A 16405-nucleotide genomic window follows, 5' to 3' on the forward strand; every position below is an offset into this window, starting at 1 on the left:
GGGGTGCGGGCCCTCTTTCCTGGGGTCGCCTGCGAAACGTTTCTGGGGGCGCGTAGGGCGCGCTGGTGGAGCGGGACTGTCGCTCACCAGCGCACGGGCAGCCGGGCCGGTGCGCGCAGGGGGGTGGACTCGTCCCAGGCGATGGTTTCCGCCGGTACCGCGAGTTCGATGCCGGGGAGGCGTTCCAGGAGCACCTCGATGGTGATGGCGAGTTGCATGCGGGTCAGGTGCCCGCCGGTGCAGGCGTGCGGGCCGTGCCCGAAGGCGATGTGTGCGTTGGGGGTGCGGGTCAGGTCGAGGCGGTCGGGGTCGGCGAAGGCCTCCGGGTCGCGGTTGGCGGACGCCGGTACGGGGACGACCGCGTCGCCCGCGCGGATGTGCTGCCCGTGGAGGGTGAGGTCCTCGGTCGCGACGAGGATGTTGATGGCGTTCATCAGTGGGACGTACCGCAGCAGTTCCTCCACCGCGGTGCTGATCCCCTCGGGCCTCTCGCGCAGTTTTTGCAGCTGCTCGGGGTGGGTGAGCAGTACGAGCAAGGCGTTGGCGGTGTGCTGGATGTTGGTCTTGTAGCCGGCCATGAGCATGGTGACGACGAAACTGACGACGTCGTCGCGGGTCAGCTGTCCCCCCGGTCGCCGGGCCTCCGCCAGGAGCCGGCGGATGTAGTCCTCGTCCTCGCCGTCCTTTTCGGCGGCCTTCTCCTTGAGGGAGATCAGCTCGTCGGCGTAGTCCTGCAGCGCGTACAGCGCCTCGAGCACCTCCTCCATCGACAGCCCGGAGGCGCCGAGGAGGGCGAGGGTGTGCGGCAGGTAGATCTCGCGGTCCTCGTAGGGCAGGCCGACGGTCTCGCACAGCACGCGCAGCGGCAGTGGTTCGGCGTAGGAGGCGACGAGATCCGCTGTCGCGCCGCCCGCCGTGCCGGCGACCATCGTGTCGATGAGTTCCTCGGCCATCGCCCGGATCCGGGGCCGCATGAACTCCAGCTGCCGTCGGCCGAACATCGGCAGGACGGTGCGGCGTACGCGCTCGTGGTGCTCGCCGGTCATCTCCAGGAAGGTCGGCAGGGCCGGCGGCGGGGCGTCGTCGCCTTCGCGGGGCGGCCAGGCCGACAGCAGCGGCCGGATGAGCCGGGGGTCGGCGAACGCGGCGCGCGCGTCGTCGTAGCGGCTGATCAGCCAGCCGGTCTCGCCATTGGGGAGGAGTGCCTTGACGACGGGCTGTTCGGCGCGCAGGCGGGCGTAGGCGCAGGGCGGCCCGGCGGTACCGGGTTCGACGTCCGGGACCGGGATGATGGTTTCGGGGTGGTTCATGCGGTGTGCTCCGATCCCGCGGTGATGTGCGACGTGCTGTGGACCGGTGTGATGCGGTCCGGTGCGTGCGGGGGGCGTGCGATGTAGCCGGTGGTGAAGAAGTGCTCCAGGTACCGGTCCAGCAGCGCGGAGTCCACCGGCGGGCAGTCCAGCCCGCTGTCGGTCAGTGCTCCTTCGGCGTTGCGCCGTCCCAGGACGGGGAAGGTGTCCTTGAGGTACATCTCCTTGACGGACATGTCGGCGTTGCGGCTGCGGTCGACGCACAGGGACACGAAGGGTGCCGTGGCGCTCGTCGGGTTCTCGGCGACGTGACGTACCAGCTCGCCGACCCATCGGTCGTACGGGAGCGTGCGCAGGGTGAAGCCCGCCGCACGCATCCGGTCGAGGACGTCCGACAGCATTCCCGGGCGCGGGTTGGTGAGGTGGTAGACCCGGCCGTCCGCCGGCTGGTGCGTGGCGATGTGGACCACGGACTCGGCGAGGTGGTCGACGGGGACGAAGTCCATCGGGAGCTCGATGTCGGGGGCCACGCCGGTCTCGGCGATCGTCTTGAACAGCGAGCAGATGGCCGTCTCGGTGTTGCACGCGCCGTGCACCCGGTCGCCGGTCACCTCGTACGGCCGGTACACGGCCACCGGCAGGCCCAGCGCGGCCGCCTGCCGCAGCACGCCCTCGGCGACCCACTTGCTCTCCGCGTAGCCCATGGTGAGCCCGTCCGCGTGTGCCAGCGGAAGGTCCTCGTCCACCTCGTGCACTCCGGCGGTGCCGAATCCGGCGACGACGGCGACGGTCGAGATGAAGTGCACCGGGATCCGGCGGGGCGCCGCGATCCGGATGACCTCACGGGTCCCGTCGACGTTCGCCGGCCGCAGCTGTTCGTAGGGGTAGAGGAAGTTGACCTGGGCGCCGTTGTGCACGATGAGGTCCAGCCGGCGGGCCAGTCGGGTGGCGTGCTCGGCCGACAGGCCCAGCTCCGGCCGGGTCAGGTCCCCGGGGAAGCACTCGACGCGTCGCCACTCGGCCTCGTCGAGGTGGAGGCCGTAGCGGGCGAGCGCGGTGCGCACCCGCTGCTCGGCGTGTGCCGGGTTCGTCGCCCGTACGGGGCAGTGGACGCGGGCTGCCGTCGAGCGCAGCAGACGGTGCAGCAGGAACACGCCGACGAACCCGGAAGCGCCCGTGAGCAGCACGTCCTTGGGGTCCTGCGGGCGGGGGGCCGGACCTTCGGCGGGCGGGAGGGCGAAGCCGAGTTCGCTCTCGCCGACGAAGTCGACGACCGGTTCCGGTCCTGTCGGAGCGCCGAAGCCGCCTCGGGCCTCGCGCACGGCGGCGGTGAAGCCGTCCAGTGTGGGGGTGGCCAGCAGGGCCCTGATCAGGGTGGAGCCCAGTGTGGCGTCGAGGCTGAGCACGGCGAGGGTGCGGGTGACGGCCTCCGAGGCGAGCAGGGAGTCGCCGCCCAGGTGGAAGAAGTCGTCGTGAGGCATCGGGCGTACGCGCAGCACCTGCTGCCACACCTCGGTGAGGACGTCGAGCAGGCCCTCGACCTTCGGCTCGTCCGTCTCCTCGGTGTCCTGCGCCCCTGTCGTGTCGCTGACGCGGTCGGTCAGGGGTGCGGTGGACTTCAGGCGGGTGCGGTCGACCTTGCCCCCGCTGGTCACGGGGAAGTGGTCCATGGGCACCAGGGTGGGGACGGCCTGAGGGGGCAGCCACTCGGTGCAGTACGCGCGCAGGACGGGCAGCGGCAGGCGGTGGCCGGGGACGGCGGGCGTGACGTAGGCGGTCAGGGCGCCCGACTCGACCTCGACGGCGGCTTCGCCGACCTCGGGGTGGGCGCGCAGGCGGGCCTCGACCTCGTCGAGCTCGACGCGCGCGCCGCGCAGCTTGACCTGGCGGTCGAGGCGGCCGCGGTACTCCAGCAGGCCGTCGGTGTGCCGCACGACCCGGTCACCGGTCCGGTAGAGCAGGCCGCCCCCCGGCTCCACGGCGGGCAGGGAGACGAACCGTTCGGCGGTCAGCCGCTGGTCGCCGAGGTAGCCCAGGGCCAGTCCGTCCCCGCCGACGTACAGCTCCCCTTCCTCGCCCGGCGCCGCGACCGAGCCGTCGGCCCGCAGGACGTGGCAGGTGGAGGCGCCGAAGGGGCGGCCCAGGGGGACGTGCGTGGCGTCCTCGGGCAGGGGGCGCAGTATGTGGGCGGTGGAGACGACGGCGTTCTCCGTCGGACCGTAGAAGTTGACCACCGTGGTGCCGGGGCAGGCCGCGAGGACGGCGTTCGCGAGGTGCGGGTCCATCGCCTCCCCGCCGGCGGAGACGAAGCGCAGCGTCGCCAGCGCCTCGGGACGTGTCCGGGCGACGAGGTGGAAGACACTCGTCGTCAGATAGGCCACGGTGACGCCCGCTGTGAGGAAGAGCTGCTCCAGAGCGGTGGGGGAGAGGAGCTCCTCCCGGTCGGCGATGACCAGGCAGGCGCCGGTGAGCAGCGCGCCCCAGATCTCGATCGTCGAGGCGTCGGAGGACAGGCCGTACGCGTGCAGCACGCCGTCGCCCGGCGCGGGCGGGGGGAGTTCGGGCTCGGAGAGCACCAGGCGCACCACGCCCCGGTGGGGTATCGCCACCGGCTTGGGGCGGCCGGTCGTCCCGGAGGTGAAGGCCACGTAGGCGCAGTCGGTCGCGGAGCCGGTACGGGCGAAGGCGGGGACGGGGGTGGGGGCTGCGGGCCGGGCGGTGGCGGTGAGCACCGGGTCGTCGGCCGCACGGTCGAGGGAATCGACCTCGACCGACGCGCGTAGACCACGCACGCGACGCGTACTGCCCGGCAGAGTGACCGCCGCGCTCAGACCCGCGTCCTCGGCCATGGCCCGTAATCGGGCCGGCGGAAGGTCCTCGTCGAGCGGTACGTACGCGCAGCCGGCCTTGAGAATGCCCAGCAAGGCCACCAGCGCCTCGAGCGAGCGGCCGCCGCACACACCTATCAGCTCACCGGGACGGACACCATGCTCGACCAGGCGCGCCGCCAGTGCGTCGGCGTGGGCGTCGAGTTGCCCGTAGGTCACGACGCGCTCCCCGTGCCGGGCCGCCGGAGCGTCGGGCCGCGCCGCGGCCTGTGCCTCGAACAGATCCGGGATGCGGCTGTCCCGGGGATAGCCGGGCACAAGGGTGCCGGCCGCCGGGGACTTGGCCGGGGCCGGGTCCGAGGCCGGGGGAGGGGGCAACAGGCGTGACGAAACGTGGGTGTCGGTCATCGATTCCTTCTTGCTCGAGCGGTTCTGTGCGGCGCGGCCGCGCGGCCGGTGAGACGTTCGTGGAGGCGCGGGGGAGGCCGGTGTGGCCGTGGGGTGGTGCGGGGTGTGGGGTGCGGGGGAAGGGACAGTTACGGGTATGCGGCTGACTCGTCGGTGTTCAGCCGGCGTCGCCGGCCGTCCCGACACCGCTTTCGGCGAAGTCGGCCGCGAACGCGGCGAAGTCGGCGCTGCGCCAGTGCTGGGGGCGCATGCGGAAGAGGATGTCGTTCTTGAGCTGGGCCTCGGTCGCCACCAGGTACGCGCGTGCTTCCTCGGGGTCCAGGTACCGCTGGGTGAGCGCCTCTCGTACGGCCGGGTCCACGGGGTCCTCGATCGCCGTGATCGGTCCCTCGACGCTGACGTACCGGTACGGTCGTCCCTCGTCCTGCACGCAGAGGCTGAAGCGCCCGGCGGCGCGCAGAAGCCGAGCCTTGATGCTTTCCCGGTCCGTCTGGACGACGACCTCGCCCCCGGGCTCGTAGTCGTACCAAACCGGCACGATCAGGGGCGCGCGGTCACCGCCCCGGGAGTCGGCGACCCCCAGGACACCGACGCGCGGTTCGGCGAGGAAGCGTTCACGGTCGGGGCGCGGCATGGAAGGCAGCATGTGCGGTGGCTCCTGTCTTGGCGACTGTGGCTGAAGTGGTGCTGTTGGGGTGACGTCACTGTTGTGAACAATCTTGAGAGCGAGAGATCAATCCCCGACCGATTAGCCGATAAACATGAGGTTTAGGCGCTTTTGAGCCGCTTCTTGGAGGGCGCGGCGTGATGCGCGCGGGCCGGGGGGCCGCCGCAGGCGGGAGCCGTGGCGGGGCGGTGCGCGGCAGGGGGTCGTACGGGGCCGGATGTTCGCTCTCCCGTTGCCCGTGCGCGTGTCCGGACGTGCCGCCATGACCGGATCGGGCACCTGGACCGGGAAGCGGGGCGACACCCGGCCTGCGATGAACTCCCTTTACGGTCTCACTTGTTGATCGCACAACAACCCGGAAAGTGTAATAAAAAGGTGGAATAAGAGGTCATTTTGACAGGCTCGACACCTGGTGATCTCATGAAAAGAGAGCTGTGGCCGCTTCAGGTCCCGGCACCACAGAACCCGGTTCTCACTGCACGCCGCTTGCCGGCGGATTGCCCTGGTGGCGGATTGATCACACACCAGGGGTGGCTGATTGATCGCGAGAAATGGGATGCGAACCATGGCCTCGGAATCCGAAAATTCACGACCGATCGTGTTCCTCGGCGCACCGCAAGGTGGCGTCGACACTCCGGTGCCCCCGGAGCTCAGGGAGTGGGAAGCGGCAGTCATTCGCTTCGCGGAGCTTAGGGAGGACATCCCGGAGGGATCCGGTGGCTCCTGCGCCTTCTCCACGAGCGGGACTCCTCGTGAAGCCGATGACTCCAAGGTGGACTACACCCTTATGTAGGCAAGACATGTAGGCAAGGCCCTGGAGCCGGGTGTGTACGTCCCGGCTCCAGCACGGCTGCGGAAGGAGTCCGCAAGCAGCCCGGAACAACGACGTACCGGCCGGCTTGGAGGTGAAGGGTGAAGACGGGCCGCCTGGCGATCCTCACGGACTCGGCAGATCTTCACGCGCTGCTCATGCAGCAAGTACTGAATGCCCGGGGAACGATCGCCTGCGACGTCGTCGAGACGGACAGTCTCTGCGGAGGCGGCGGATTGAGCTGGTCGGACGCCCGGAGTCGTATGTCCGTCAAGGGCGGCGGATCGATCGACGTCGGAGACCTCGACGTCGTCTGGTGGCGGCGCGGCGGCAACCTTCAAAGGATCCCGCCGGACATCACCGACCGGGCCGACGTGGAAGTCATCAACAACGACTGCCGGACGGCATTGGCCGGGATGCTCTGGAACGATTTTCACGGCACATGGGTGAGCGACCCGCACGCCACCGCCACGGCTGAGAACAAGCTCGTTCAACTGCGCGCAGCACAGGCGGCGGGACTGCCCGTGCCGCGGACCCTCGTCAGCCAGGACCCGGAAGAGATCAGGAGTTTCTGCCTGTCAACCGAGGGCGACGTGGTCGTGAAGAGCGTGCGGGGCTGCTCTTCCGCGCCGATATTCACCACCAAGGTGACCGATGCACACCTCAGGGAAGAGATATCGATGCGCTTGGCCCCGGCCATTTACCAGGAATGCGTGCCGGGGCAGGATCACCTTCGCGCACTGGTCCTGGGGGACGAGATCTATGCGGTCTCCATCCACAGCGAGGACCTGGACTGGCGGGGCAGGCTCCCCGGAAGATTCGGGATCGCGCAGGTCGACGATGCCACCCGCGCCGGCCTGATAGATGTCCTCAGACGCCTTCGGCTGAGAATGGGCGTGGTCGACATGAAGCTGGACAGCGGCGGGACTCCTGTCTGGCTGGAGGTCAACCCTCAAGGGCAGTTTCTCTTCATGCAGGCACTGAGCGGCCTGGATCTGGTGACACCGTGCGTGAACTATTTCGAGCGGGAAGTGCTGTCGGCCGCACGCCGGTCGCACCCCGAAGCCGCCTGCCGGTCGGCAGAGCGGCGCTGGTGAACCTACCGGCCGGGGGCGCGTCGACCCGCTTGGACCTCGACCCGCGCGGGCGATGACGCCCTGGGGTCTCGGTGAGCAGCACGCGCCACTATGGTGGACCGATGGCGTCGATCAAGCAGGTCCAAGTCACCTTCGACTGCGCAGAACCTGAGCGCGTCGCTCGTTTCTGGTGCGAGGTGTTGGGGTACGTCGTACCTCCGCCTCCGGAGGGGTTCGCTACTTGGGGCGATTTCGATAGCTCGCTGCCGCCTGAGCGCCAGGGTGCGGCGTTCGCCTGCATCGATCCCTCAGGTGTGGGCCCGCGACTGTACTTCCAGCGCGTCCCCGAAGGCAAGGTCGTCAAGAATCGGGTGCATCTCGACGTGCGGGTCGGCACCGGGCTCGTGGGTGAAGAGCGCCTCGCCACACTCGAGGCCGAGTGCGCACGACTGGTCGCGCTCGGCGCGGTACGCGTGCAAGTACTGATTGCCGATGGCTACAACGAGTCGTGCATCGTGATGCAGGACATCGAGGGCAATGAGTTCTGTCTCGACTGAGAGGTAGACGGCCGGCGCCTCCGGTCTCCGGACGGTGAAGGTGCTCCAGCAGCTGATCCGCAACGCGGGTGGGACGGTCGCCTGACAGAGCGAGGGGTCTCGAGGCGCCGGCCGCGGGGGAGCGGCCGGCGCCCTGTGTGTGTGGGACGGGGCTCAGAAACGGGGGTGCAGGTAGAAGGTCTCGTTGATGGCCGGAGTGCCGTCGGAGTTCCGCTGGTACGGCCACTGGATCAGCCAGGTCCCGTCACCCGTGCGGTTGTGGTCGACGTTGGCCACCCGGCGGGTGCTGATGTTGCGCAGCACGGTGACGTTGGGGAAGCGCCAGTTGGGGTGTTCCAGCGTGAAGTTCTGGGTGTCGCGCTGGGGGCCACCCGGGTCGGGCTCGCCGTTGGGTCCGTGGCAGTCCCAGATGTTCAGGTAGTCGCCGTTGTTGCTCTTCTGGCCCCGGTAGACGTCGAGGCACTTGCCGCTGCTGAGGGTCTGGATGCGGTACAACGGCTGCCCGGTCTCAGCGGAGCGTCCCACGGGCAACAGTCGCCAGCGCTGGTTGCCGGCGCCGTTGGCGTGGTAGATGATCACGTGACTGCCGTTGGCGCTCTGGCCGTTGTAGACGTCCAGGAGCCGGTCACTGTTGTCCGCGTGGATGGTCAGGTCTCGTGGGCCCCCCGAGGCGCGCAGGGTGGAGAAGCCGACGGGCCAGTGGTCGCTTCCGTAGTTCGGGTTCACGGTCGCGTGCCAGTTCTGCGTGTTGACGTTGGAGGCCGCGTAGTCCAGCTCGTTGTTGCTCAGTTGGGTGGCCTGCCCGCTGTTGTAGATCCGGGTGTTCTGCGGCACGCCGTCATTGGCGACGGCCTGTGGGGAGCGGTTGAAGTCGCCGAGCACGACCCAGTTCGCGATGCCGTTGTTGGACGCGTAGCCGGCGACCCGGCGGATGAGGCCGGCCGCGTCGTTGCGCCGCCCGCCTTCGGACGCCGCGTGCACGGAGGCGAAGACGGTCCGGTCCTCGCCGCGCACCGCCGCGAGTGCCGAGCGGTAGCCGCCCGTCAGCTCATGGACGGAGTCCGGGAAGAACGACGTGACGATGCCGAGGTTGCGGGAGCGCTGGTTGAGGATGTGGAGGTAACGGAACTGCCCGCTGCCGATGTCCCATAGGTACGAGCGGATGTTGCCGTTCTGGCCGAGCAGGTGCGAGCCGCCGGGGGCGGCTCTGGGCACCTCCTGGAGGGCCACGACGTCGAACGTGCGCGACAGCGTCCGCACGCCCGCCCAACGGGTGGAACCAACCTGCATGTTCCAGGTGGCCAGGCGGTGGGTGTCGGGGTCGGCGGCGGCCGCGGGCCCGCCGCCGACCAGAAGCATCGCGCAGGCGAGCACCCCGGCCAGCACCAGGGCGCCGATCCGGCACGCAGGCGTGACCGGGGTTCTATTGGAGGATGTCAAGGACATGCCGTGATCCTTCACTTCATGCCTTGTCCACGGAAGGAGGGAACGGGCCGAAGAGGGACGTGCGTCCTTCCCCCTCCCGCGAACCCGCACCCTTACCTCGCCGTGATCACGGGCCCGGACGGCCCGGCCGTCCCGGACGCGCGGAAGCGGTGCACCCGCTCGGGGCGCACCGCTTCACCACGCCCCCACGGGCAGGGTCAGGCGAAGATCAGGCGAAGGTCAGCCGATCGCGATCATCTTGGCGACGCTGGGAACCCCCGCCGCGTCGAGGGCGAAGAGCATGTACGTGCCGGGCAGGGCCACTCCGGGATCGTCCGGGACCTTCAGCTCGTAGGAGGTGTCGCCCGTCTGCCGGAACGTCAGCGGGATCCTCCGCTGGTCGTTGTCGACCGAATGGGTCGCCGCTCCGGCCCGTACCAGTGAGAAGGCGGTGACGGGCTTGTCGGTCGTCACCGGCAGGGCGGCGCCGTTCGCGATCCTGGCGGGCGGCGTGCTGGTGAAGGCCGGGCGGGGCTTCCGGGTGCCGTCCGGGTTGAGGAGGTACGGCGGGGTGAAGACGGCCCCGTCGGAGTGGTTGGTGGCGCAGTCGCCGCAGAGCCCGCCCCCGCCCGAGAAGATCCGTCCGTCGGGCAGCAGGTTCGCCACGCTGTGGTAGTTGCGCGGGACCGCCATGCCGGCCAACTTGGTGAAACTGCCCGTCGCCGGGTCCCAGATCTCCGGGGTCATCACCGAGGTGGCGTCGCTGAAGGGGACGGGGTAGGACTGCCCGCCGAACACCGCCACCTTGCCATCCGGCAGGACGACGCTGTTGCTGAACGAGCGGGCGTAGCCCATGTCGCCCGTGCGCTTGCTGACGGGCAGGGAGCCGTCGCCGATGCCGTTGCCAAGATCGACGGTGTAGGCGCGGCGGGTGGCGTTCGCGTTCTCGTACGCGGTGGCGCCTCCGAGCGTGAGCAGCTTGCCGACGTCGTAGGAGACGGCGTTGCCGTTCATGGCGTCCGGGCTGTCGGCGCGCGTTCCCGCCGGTGTGATGGTGCCGTTGCCGGTGGTGTCGATCCAGTTCAGCTGCTTGCTCGGCCCGAGGTGCAGCACTCGGCCACGGGAAGTGGCGTGCAGCCACTGGTGGTTGTCGGCGCGGTAGGGGCCGGCGGGGTCGGCGGTCAGGGTGTCCTTGGCGGGTACGCCGGGCAGCTTGCGCCACTTGCCGGTCGCCGGGGACCACACTTCGCCGTCCTTGTCCCCGCGGGCACCGCTCCAGGAGCCGCCGAGCACGAACGCCTCGCCGTTCGAGAGCAGCGTCATGGCCTGGTACCCACGGGGTGTGTTCATATCGCCGGTGGCGGACCAGGCGTCGGTGCGCGGGTCGTAGATGCTGGCGCGGGAGGCGTTGCTGCCGCCGGTGACCAGCACCCGGCCGTCCGAGAGCATGGCGATGCCGGGACAGAACATGTCGTGGCCGGTGTTGTCGATGCGGCGCTGGGTGACCTGTCCGGTGCCGAGGTCCATGATGGCGGTCTGGGTGTATCCGTTGCTGCCACCGAACCGGTCGATGGCATACGCGGACCAGGCCAGCAGTTTGTTGTTCGGCAGGACGGCAGTGGCCACGGGGACGAGCGGGAAGCCGGTCACCCGGTCCCAGGCGCCGGAGACGGAGGGGTCGGCGGGGCCGCTCAGCCGGATCTCGGCGGCGGAGCTCCACGGGCCCCGGTTGCCGGCCTCGGTGGTCGCGGTCAGCCGCACGAACCGGGCCGGGGTGGGCCGCGTGAACGTGGTGCTCTTGACGGTGTCGTCGTCCTTCCACACGCCGCCGGCCACGGGGGCCCCGAACGAGACGCCGTCGAGGCTGGTGGCGACGGAGTACGCGCCGATGCGCCCGTTGGGGCCGCCGCCGGACCTGCGGGGCTGGTAGGTGAGCGCGGACACGGTCTGCGTACGGTGCATGTCGATGGTGACGGAGTGCGGCAGCGGGGTCGCACCGCCCGACCACCGGCTGTGCCAGAGGGTGTCGGCGTCGCCGTCCAGGACGTTGGCGGCACGGTTGTCGGCCTGCGCGGTCTCCTCGTCACTCGCGGAGGCTGTCCAGCCGGTGGTGGGCAGCTCGACGACGGAAGCGGGCAGTCCCGGGTCACCCAGCAGCTGGATCTCGGCGGCCGAGCTCCAGGGACCGCGCTTGCCCGCCTCGGAGATGGCGGTCAGCCGGACGTACCGGGTGCCCCTGGCGGCGAAGCTCAGCGTCTTGGTCGTGGCGTCGTCGGCCAGGGTGCCGCTCGCAACGGCCGCTCCCCAGTTCCGCCCATCGGCGCTGAGGTGGATGGCGTACTCGCCGATGCGGCCATTGGGGCCGTCGGCACGCGGCCGGTAGAGAAGCGCGGACACGACCTCGGTGCGGTGCATGTCGATGACGAGGGAGTGCGGCAACGCGGCCGCGCTCCCCGACCACCGGCTGTGCCAGATGGTCTCGTCCTTGCCGTCGAGCACGTTCGCGGCACGGTTGTCGGCCCGGGCCGTCTCCTCGTCACTGGCGGTTGCCGTCCAACCCGCCCTGGAGAGGACGGGTGCCGCCGGTTCCATGGCCGAGGCGGGCGCAGCGGCATGGTGCGGACGTGACGGGTGATCACCGTGCGCCTCGGCCTCGGCGACGGACCCGCCGCCCCGCGCGTTCAGTACGGGCAGGAGCGCGACGAGGACCGCCACCAAGGCGAGCAGGACGAGCCCCTGCCATCTGAGACGGGAGAGACGGGAGAGGCGGGAAAGTCGGAACAGGCCGGTCCGGCGGGATGGTTCGGGTAACACTTCGCCTCCTGGAGGACCTCGAAGGTCAGGACGGTCAGGAAGGTGAGGACGGGGACGGCGGTGAAGCGGTGACAGCGGCGAGGACGGTCAAGCAGTGAGTCAGTACAGGCGCCGCCCCTGAACCTGGGCAGAAGTGGTCACTCTTCTTGCCGGGAAGAGGGGTGTAAAGACATCGATCCGGCCGACTACGGGAGTCCTGCGCGGCTCACCGTCGGGGCACTCCCTGGCGGTCGCAACCAGTAGCGATCTCACGCTCTGGTCGCGAACGGCCGTCGGATCGTAGTCGCCCTGTTACGCCGGAGGCGCCCCCTTCTTTCCGGGGTCAGACCACTTGGAAGTTGCCTATCATGGCCATGTCCTCGTGTTCGAGGTTGTGGCAGTGGAGCATGTAGCGGCCCTTGTATCCGGTGAACCGTACGAGCACTTCGACCACTTCGTAGGGGCGGACGTCCACGGTGTCCTTCCAGCCGGCGTCAGTGGCCGCCGGTGGTCTGCCGCCGCGGGCGGTGACCTGGAACTGGGCCAGGTGCAGGTGGACAGGGTGGTGGAAGTCGCTGCTGAAGCGCCAGCGTTCCACGCTGCCCAGGCGCGGGGAAGCCAGGAGCGCATCCGTACTGAACGGCCGTCCGTTGATCGTCCACATCTGCCGTTCGTCCGTGCTGTGCGTGCGGCGGAAGTCGAAACTGCGCACCGGTACCGCTCTGTCCGGGGAGAGTGCCTCGAAGGAGGCCGACAGGCGGTCCGGTACGCGGCTGTCGTCCTTCTCCTTGCGCACGACGTGGAAGCGCATGACGTCGCGCATGCCGTCCTCGGCCGCGGAGTTGTGCAAGGTGACCTTGCTGCCGACGGGGAAGGCGGAGAAGTCGACGACGACGTCGAAGCGCTCGCCGGGCGCCATGTCGATGGTGCCCAATGGCTGGGGTGCGGCCAGCAGGCCGCCGTCGCTGCCGATCTGGACGAACCGCCCCCACTTGCCGTTCCCGGCGTCGAGCCGCAACCGGTAGCGGCGGGCGTTGGAGGCGTTCAGCAGCCGGAAGCGGTAGCGGGTCGCGGAGACCTCCAGGACGGGCCAGGGGGCGCCGTTGACGAGCTGGACGTCACCGAGCACGCCGTCCGGGAACGTGTCGTGGCCGTGGTGGGCGGGGTAGCGGAAGGAGCCGTCTTCGGCGAAGGAGCGGTCGCACAGCATCAGCGGTAGTCGCGGTGCCCGCCCGGCAGCGGCAGCCGTTCTTCCTCCTGGTCGCTGATGAGGAAGAAGCCGGCCAGGCCGCGCCAGACCTGTGGGGCGCTGAAGTCCATGCGGTGGTCGTGGTACCAGAGGGTCGCGGCCTGCTGCGGCAGCGGGTACGCGTAGCTGCGGTACCCCACGGCCGTCCGCCCCGGGTGGGCGCCGGCCATGCCGTCGTGGGTCCGGCCGGGTGCGCAGCGGGCGGGCAGCAGGAGGTCGGTGGGGTAGCCGTCGGACTCGGGCGGGGTGACGCCGCCGTGCAGGTGGGTGACGGTCGGCACGGTGAGGCTGTTGCGCACCTGCACCACGGTCCGGCGCCCGGAGCGGGCGGTGAAGGTCGGACCGGGGAAGATCCCGTCGTACCCCCACACCGTTGTCCTACGGCCCGGCAGGATCTCCACCCGGCCCTCGCGCTGCTCGACCTCGTAGAAGTCGGTACCGTGCTCGCTGCGCACCGGCCGGGCCACCGGCGGTACCGGCAGCGGTACACCGAACGGCCGGGGGAGCGGGCCCGTGCTGGCCAGCACCCGGCCGGTGGACGCCTCGGCGACGCGGGACCAGCCCGCCGCGCCCACTGTGATCGCCGTGCCGGCTCCGGCCGTCAGGGCGAGGAGTCCGCGTCGGCTCATCAGCCTCGGCATCACTCGGCCACCCCCTGCCGGGGCCGGGCCACCAGCGGCGACGTGCTGGTGTGCTGGGTGAACGCCCAGTACGTCAGGGCTGTGGCGCAGCCGAAGACGGCCATGCCCAGCGGCATGTGGCCGGCAAGGACACGCGATTCACCCAGCCCCTGTTGCACACTCACCAGAGCGGCCAGCACCGCGCTCGCCACGGCCGGCCACCACGGACCGCGCCCGGTGCGCCGGACCACCAGCGCCGCCGCTGTTTGAGTGATGGTCAACGCGCTGAGCACGCCCGCGTTCGCCGCATGCCAGGTCAGCAGGTCGAGATCCCCGATGACGAACAGACCGGCCAGAGCCGCCTGGGCCAGTGTGTCCAGCAGCACCAGCACGGCCACCACCCGAAGCGCGCGCAAAGGCCACCGGCGCACAGGCGCCTCGTTCTTTCCGCTCACCGGGGGTCGGCCCCGGCCGTCAGCGCCTGCTCGTAGGCGTGGAAGCCGTCCTCGACGCCCAGGAAGACATCGCTGAAGGTCAGGTACCCCTCGGCGATGACCGGCGTGTCGCGCAGGGCCTCGATGAGGAAGTAGTAGGCGCCCAGGTCTTCCGTCTCCAGCACGGCGAAGTCCGAGACGCGTCCGTTGAACGCCTCCGCGTCGAAGAAGCGAGCCGTCACCCGGTCCGCGTAGGAGGCGAAGACCGGCTCGAGGTGCTGGGCGCGCATCGCGTTGCGCTGCTCGCGCGACAGCGCCAGCCACCGCGGCGTGACCGTGTACGTCAGGACGATGCCGTAGGTCATGAGATCCCCCGAAGAAATTTGCTAACACCGTTAACTTTCGGCGCAAGCTAAAGTGATAGGCGTTAACTTTGTCAAGGGAAGGTGAGGGTGCAGCCGTGCCGAGCACATCGGGGACCGGGTCCACCGGCCGGCGTCACCGCGTCCGCGAGGAGGCGCTGGCCGAGATCCTGCGCACCGGCCGCCGACTCCTGATCGAGGAGGGGCCGTCCGCGGTCACACTGCGGGCCATCGCCCGGGAGATGGGCATGACCGCACCCGGCCTCTACCGCTACTACGCCAGCCACCGCGACCTGATCCAGGCACTGACCTCGCACCTGTACGACGAGCTGGCCGCCGCACTGACCGAGGCGCGCGAACGCCATCCTGCTGATGAGCCGGGGCGACGGCTGCGGGAGGTGTGCCGGGAACTGCGCCGCTGGGCGCTGGCCCATCCCCGCGAGTTCGGGCTGCTGTTCGCCAAGCCGGTCACGGACGCCGACACCGCGCCCGGCTCGGCCGCGCACGACCCGAGCTGGCGCTTCGGCGCCGTACTCCTCGACCTGATGGTCGAACTGTGGCGCTGCGGCGGCATGCGGCCGCCGACCGATCTGGACCCTTCGTGGATCGGCCAGTTGGAGGAGGTACGCGAGCACCTGGCGGGCGAGCCCGTACCGCTGGAGGCCATCTACGTCTTCGTCGCCTGCTGGGCCCGCCTGTACGGGGCGGTGGCAGTCGAGGTGTTCGGCCACCTCGACTTCGCCCTCACCGACCCCGAGCCGCTCTTCGAGCACACCCTGCACGACGTCATGGCCGCCCTGGGAGAACCCGCCGGCCAGTCAGTCATCGGCCACAAGTGATGGCGATCGTGATACCGCACGGGGTGAGCGGAGGGCACCGGCGTGGGCGGGCGAGGAGAGGGGGAGCCAGGACGAGTCGTGCCCGGGTACGGCGCACCCAGGCACGCGGGGCGGGGGCGGCATAGCCTGAAGGGATGACCAGCAACGATCTCGGAGATTTCCTGCGCGCCCACCGCGCCCGCCTGCGCCCCGACGACGTCGGGCTCGCCTCCTACGGCGCGCGCCGGGTTGCGGGACTGCGGCGCGAGGAGGTCGCCGTCCTTGCCGGGATGAACAGCGACTACTACGCCCGCCTCGAACAGGGCCGCGAGCGCAGCCCCTCCCCGCAGATGCTGGAGTCGATCAGCAGTGCGCTGCGGATGGACGGCGAAGCGCGGGAGCACATGTTCCGGCTGGCCGGCACCGCGCCGGAAGGCGAGCGGCCGCAGCCGCGGGAGACGGTCGGTTTCGCGCTGCGGCAGCTGCTGGACGGATACCCGAACGCCGCGGCGTTCGTACTGAACCCGGCCAACGACTTCCTGGCCTCGAACGCGCTGGCCGACGCGCTGTTCTCACCGTTCGGGCAGGTGGACAACTTGGCCCGCATGACCTTCCTGGACCCGGCCGCCCGGAGCTTCTTCGCCCGGTGGGGGCGAGCAGCCGAGGCAGTCGTTGCCGGATTGCGCCACGCCATGGGTCTGGACCCGAACTATCGGCGTCTGCACGATCTCGTCGGTTCCCTGACCGAGGAGAGCGAGGAGTTCGCCGACCTGTGGTCCTCGCACACCGTGCACGCGAAGACCCGTGACGGCAAGGAGCTTGTCCACCCCGACGTCGGCCCCCTCGACCTCACCTACCAGACCTTCGACGTCCGCGGAGCGCCGGGCCAGCAGCTGGTGGTCTACCATGCCGAACCGGGCAGCCCCAGCGCCCAGGCGCTCGCCCTGCTCGGCAGCCTCCACGCCACACGCCACCAGGAGTCCGCCTCCGAGCAGTAACACCCCGGCACGGCCTTGTGCACGTGGGGCGGCGTGGTCAGCGGCGGGA

General features: G+C 70.2%; 13 protein-coding genes. 4 read left to right on the plus strand and 9 right to left on the minus strand.

The window, feature by feature from the left end; genetic code table 11:
* Window positions 1–83 precede the first annotated feature (83 nt).
* From AB4K12_RS04150 to AB4K12_RS04160, 3 genes are all read right to left on the minus strand, one after another.
* Window positions 84–1310, minus strand: a complete 1227-nt coding sequence (locus tag AB4K12_RS04150; RefSeq protein ID WP_368432857.1) for a cytochrome P450 — start codon at window positions 1308–1310, stop codon at window positions 84–86.
* Window positions 1307–4546: an amino acid adenylation domain-containing protein gene (locus AB4K12_RS04155; protein WP_368432858.1), complete on the minus strand. Its 3240-nt coding sequence runs from the start codon at window positions 4544–4546 to the stop codon at window positions 1307–1309. The genes AB4K12_RS04150 and AB4K12_RS04155 overlap by 4 nt, the downstream gene beginning before the upstream one ends.
* Before the next feature lie 157 nt (window positions 4547–4703).
* Entirely contained in the window at window positions 4704–5180 is a 477-nt protein-coding gene (locus AB4K12_RS04160; RefSeq protein WP_368432859.1) for a pyridoxamine 5'-phosphate oxidase family protein, read from the minus strand.
* 945 nt (window positions 5181–6125) lie between these two features.
* Here AB4K12_RS04160 and AB4K12_RS04165 point away from each other — a divergent pair.
* Together AB4K12_RS04165 and AB4K12_RS04170 are read left to right on the plus strand one after the other, a co-directional pair.
* A complete protein-coding gene (locus AB4K12_RS04165) occupies window positions 6126–7121 on the plus strand; it encodes a RimK family alpha-L-glutamate ligase (protein ID WP_368432860.1) in 996 nt (331 codons plus the stop codon).
* Between the two features lie 101 nt (window positions 7122–7222).
* Entirely contained in the window at window positions 7223–7657 is a 435-nt protein-coding gene (locus AB4K12_RS04170) for a VOC family protein (protein ID WP_368432861.1), read from the plus strand.
* A 153-nt stretch (window positions 7658–7810) separates the two neighbouring features.
* Here the strand turns inward: AB4K12_RS04170 and AB4K12_RS04175 are convergent, their stop codons facing one another.
* From AB4K12_RS04175 to AB4K12_RS04200, 6 genes are all read right to left on the minus strand, one after another.
* Window positions 7811–9103: an RICIN domain-containing protein gene (locus AB4K12_RS04175; RefSeq protein ID WP_368432862.1), complete on the minus strand. Its 1293-nt coding sequence runs from the start codon at window positions 9101–9103 to the stop codon at window positions 7811–7813.
* A 219-nt stretch (window positions 9104–9322) separates the two neighbouring features.
* Complete coding sequence (locus AB4K12_RS04180) at window positions 9323–11896, minus strand: discoidin domain-containing protein (protein WP_368432863.1); 2574 nt, start codon at window positions 11894–11896, stop codon at window positions 9323–9325.
* A 322-nt stretch (window positions 11897–12218) separates the two neighbouring features.
* Window positions 12219–13085: a multicopper oxidase family protein gene (locus AB4K12_RS04185; protein ID WP_368432865.1), complete on the minus strand. Its 867-nt coding sequence runs from the start codon at window positions 13083–13085 to the stop codon at window positions 12219–12221.
* Window positions 13085–13753 (minus strand): multicopper oxidase family protein, encoded by a 669-nt coding sequence (locus AB4K12_RS04190; RefSeq protein WP_368432866.1) that lies wholly within the window; start codon window positions 13751–13753, stop codon window positions 13085–13087. Before AB4K12_RS04190 ends, AB4K12_RS04185 begins: the two co-directional genes overlap by 1 nt.
* A gap of 11 nt (window positions 13754–13764) precedes the next feature.
* The gene (locus AB4K12_RS04195) at window positions 13765–14136 is read right to left on the minus strand and encodes a hypothetical protein (protein WP_368432867.1); all 372 of its coding nucleotides are present in this window, start codon (window positions 14134–14136) and stop codon (window positions 13765–13767) included.
* 59 nt (window positions 14137–14195) lie between these two features.
* Entirely contained in the window at window positions 14196–14543 is a 348-nt protein-coding gene (locus AB4K12_RS04200) for a darcynin family protein (protein ID WP_368432868.1), read from the minus strand.
* A gap of 95 nt (window positions 14544–14638) precedes the next feature.
* On the opposite strand from AB4K12_RS04200, the gene AB4K12_RS04205 reads away from it, so the two are divergent.
* Window positions 14639–15379 carry a TetR/AcrR family transcriptional regulator gene (locus AB4K12_RS04205; RefSeq protein ID WP_368432869.1) on the plus strand — a complete coding sequence of 247 codons (741 nt, stop codon included), beginning with the start codon at window positions 14639–14641 and terminating at the stop codon, window positions 15377–15379.
* A 134-nt stretch (window positions 15380–15513) separates the two neighbouring features.
* Window positions 15514–16356: a helix-turn-helix transcriptional regulator gene (locus tag AB4K12_RS04210; RefSeq protein ID WP_368432870.1), complete on the plus strand. Its 843-nt coding sequence runs from the start codon at window positions 15514–15516 to the stop codon at window positions 16354–16356.
* Window positions 16357–16405: the final 49 nt, after the last annotated feature.

The sequence above is a fragment of the Streptomyces sp. C36 genome (assembly GCF_040932295.1).
In the GTDB taxonomy this organism is placed as follows: Bacteria; Actinomycetota; Actinomycetes; order Streptomycetales; family Streptomycetaceae; genus Streptomyces; species Streptomyces triculaminicus.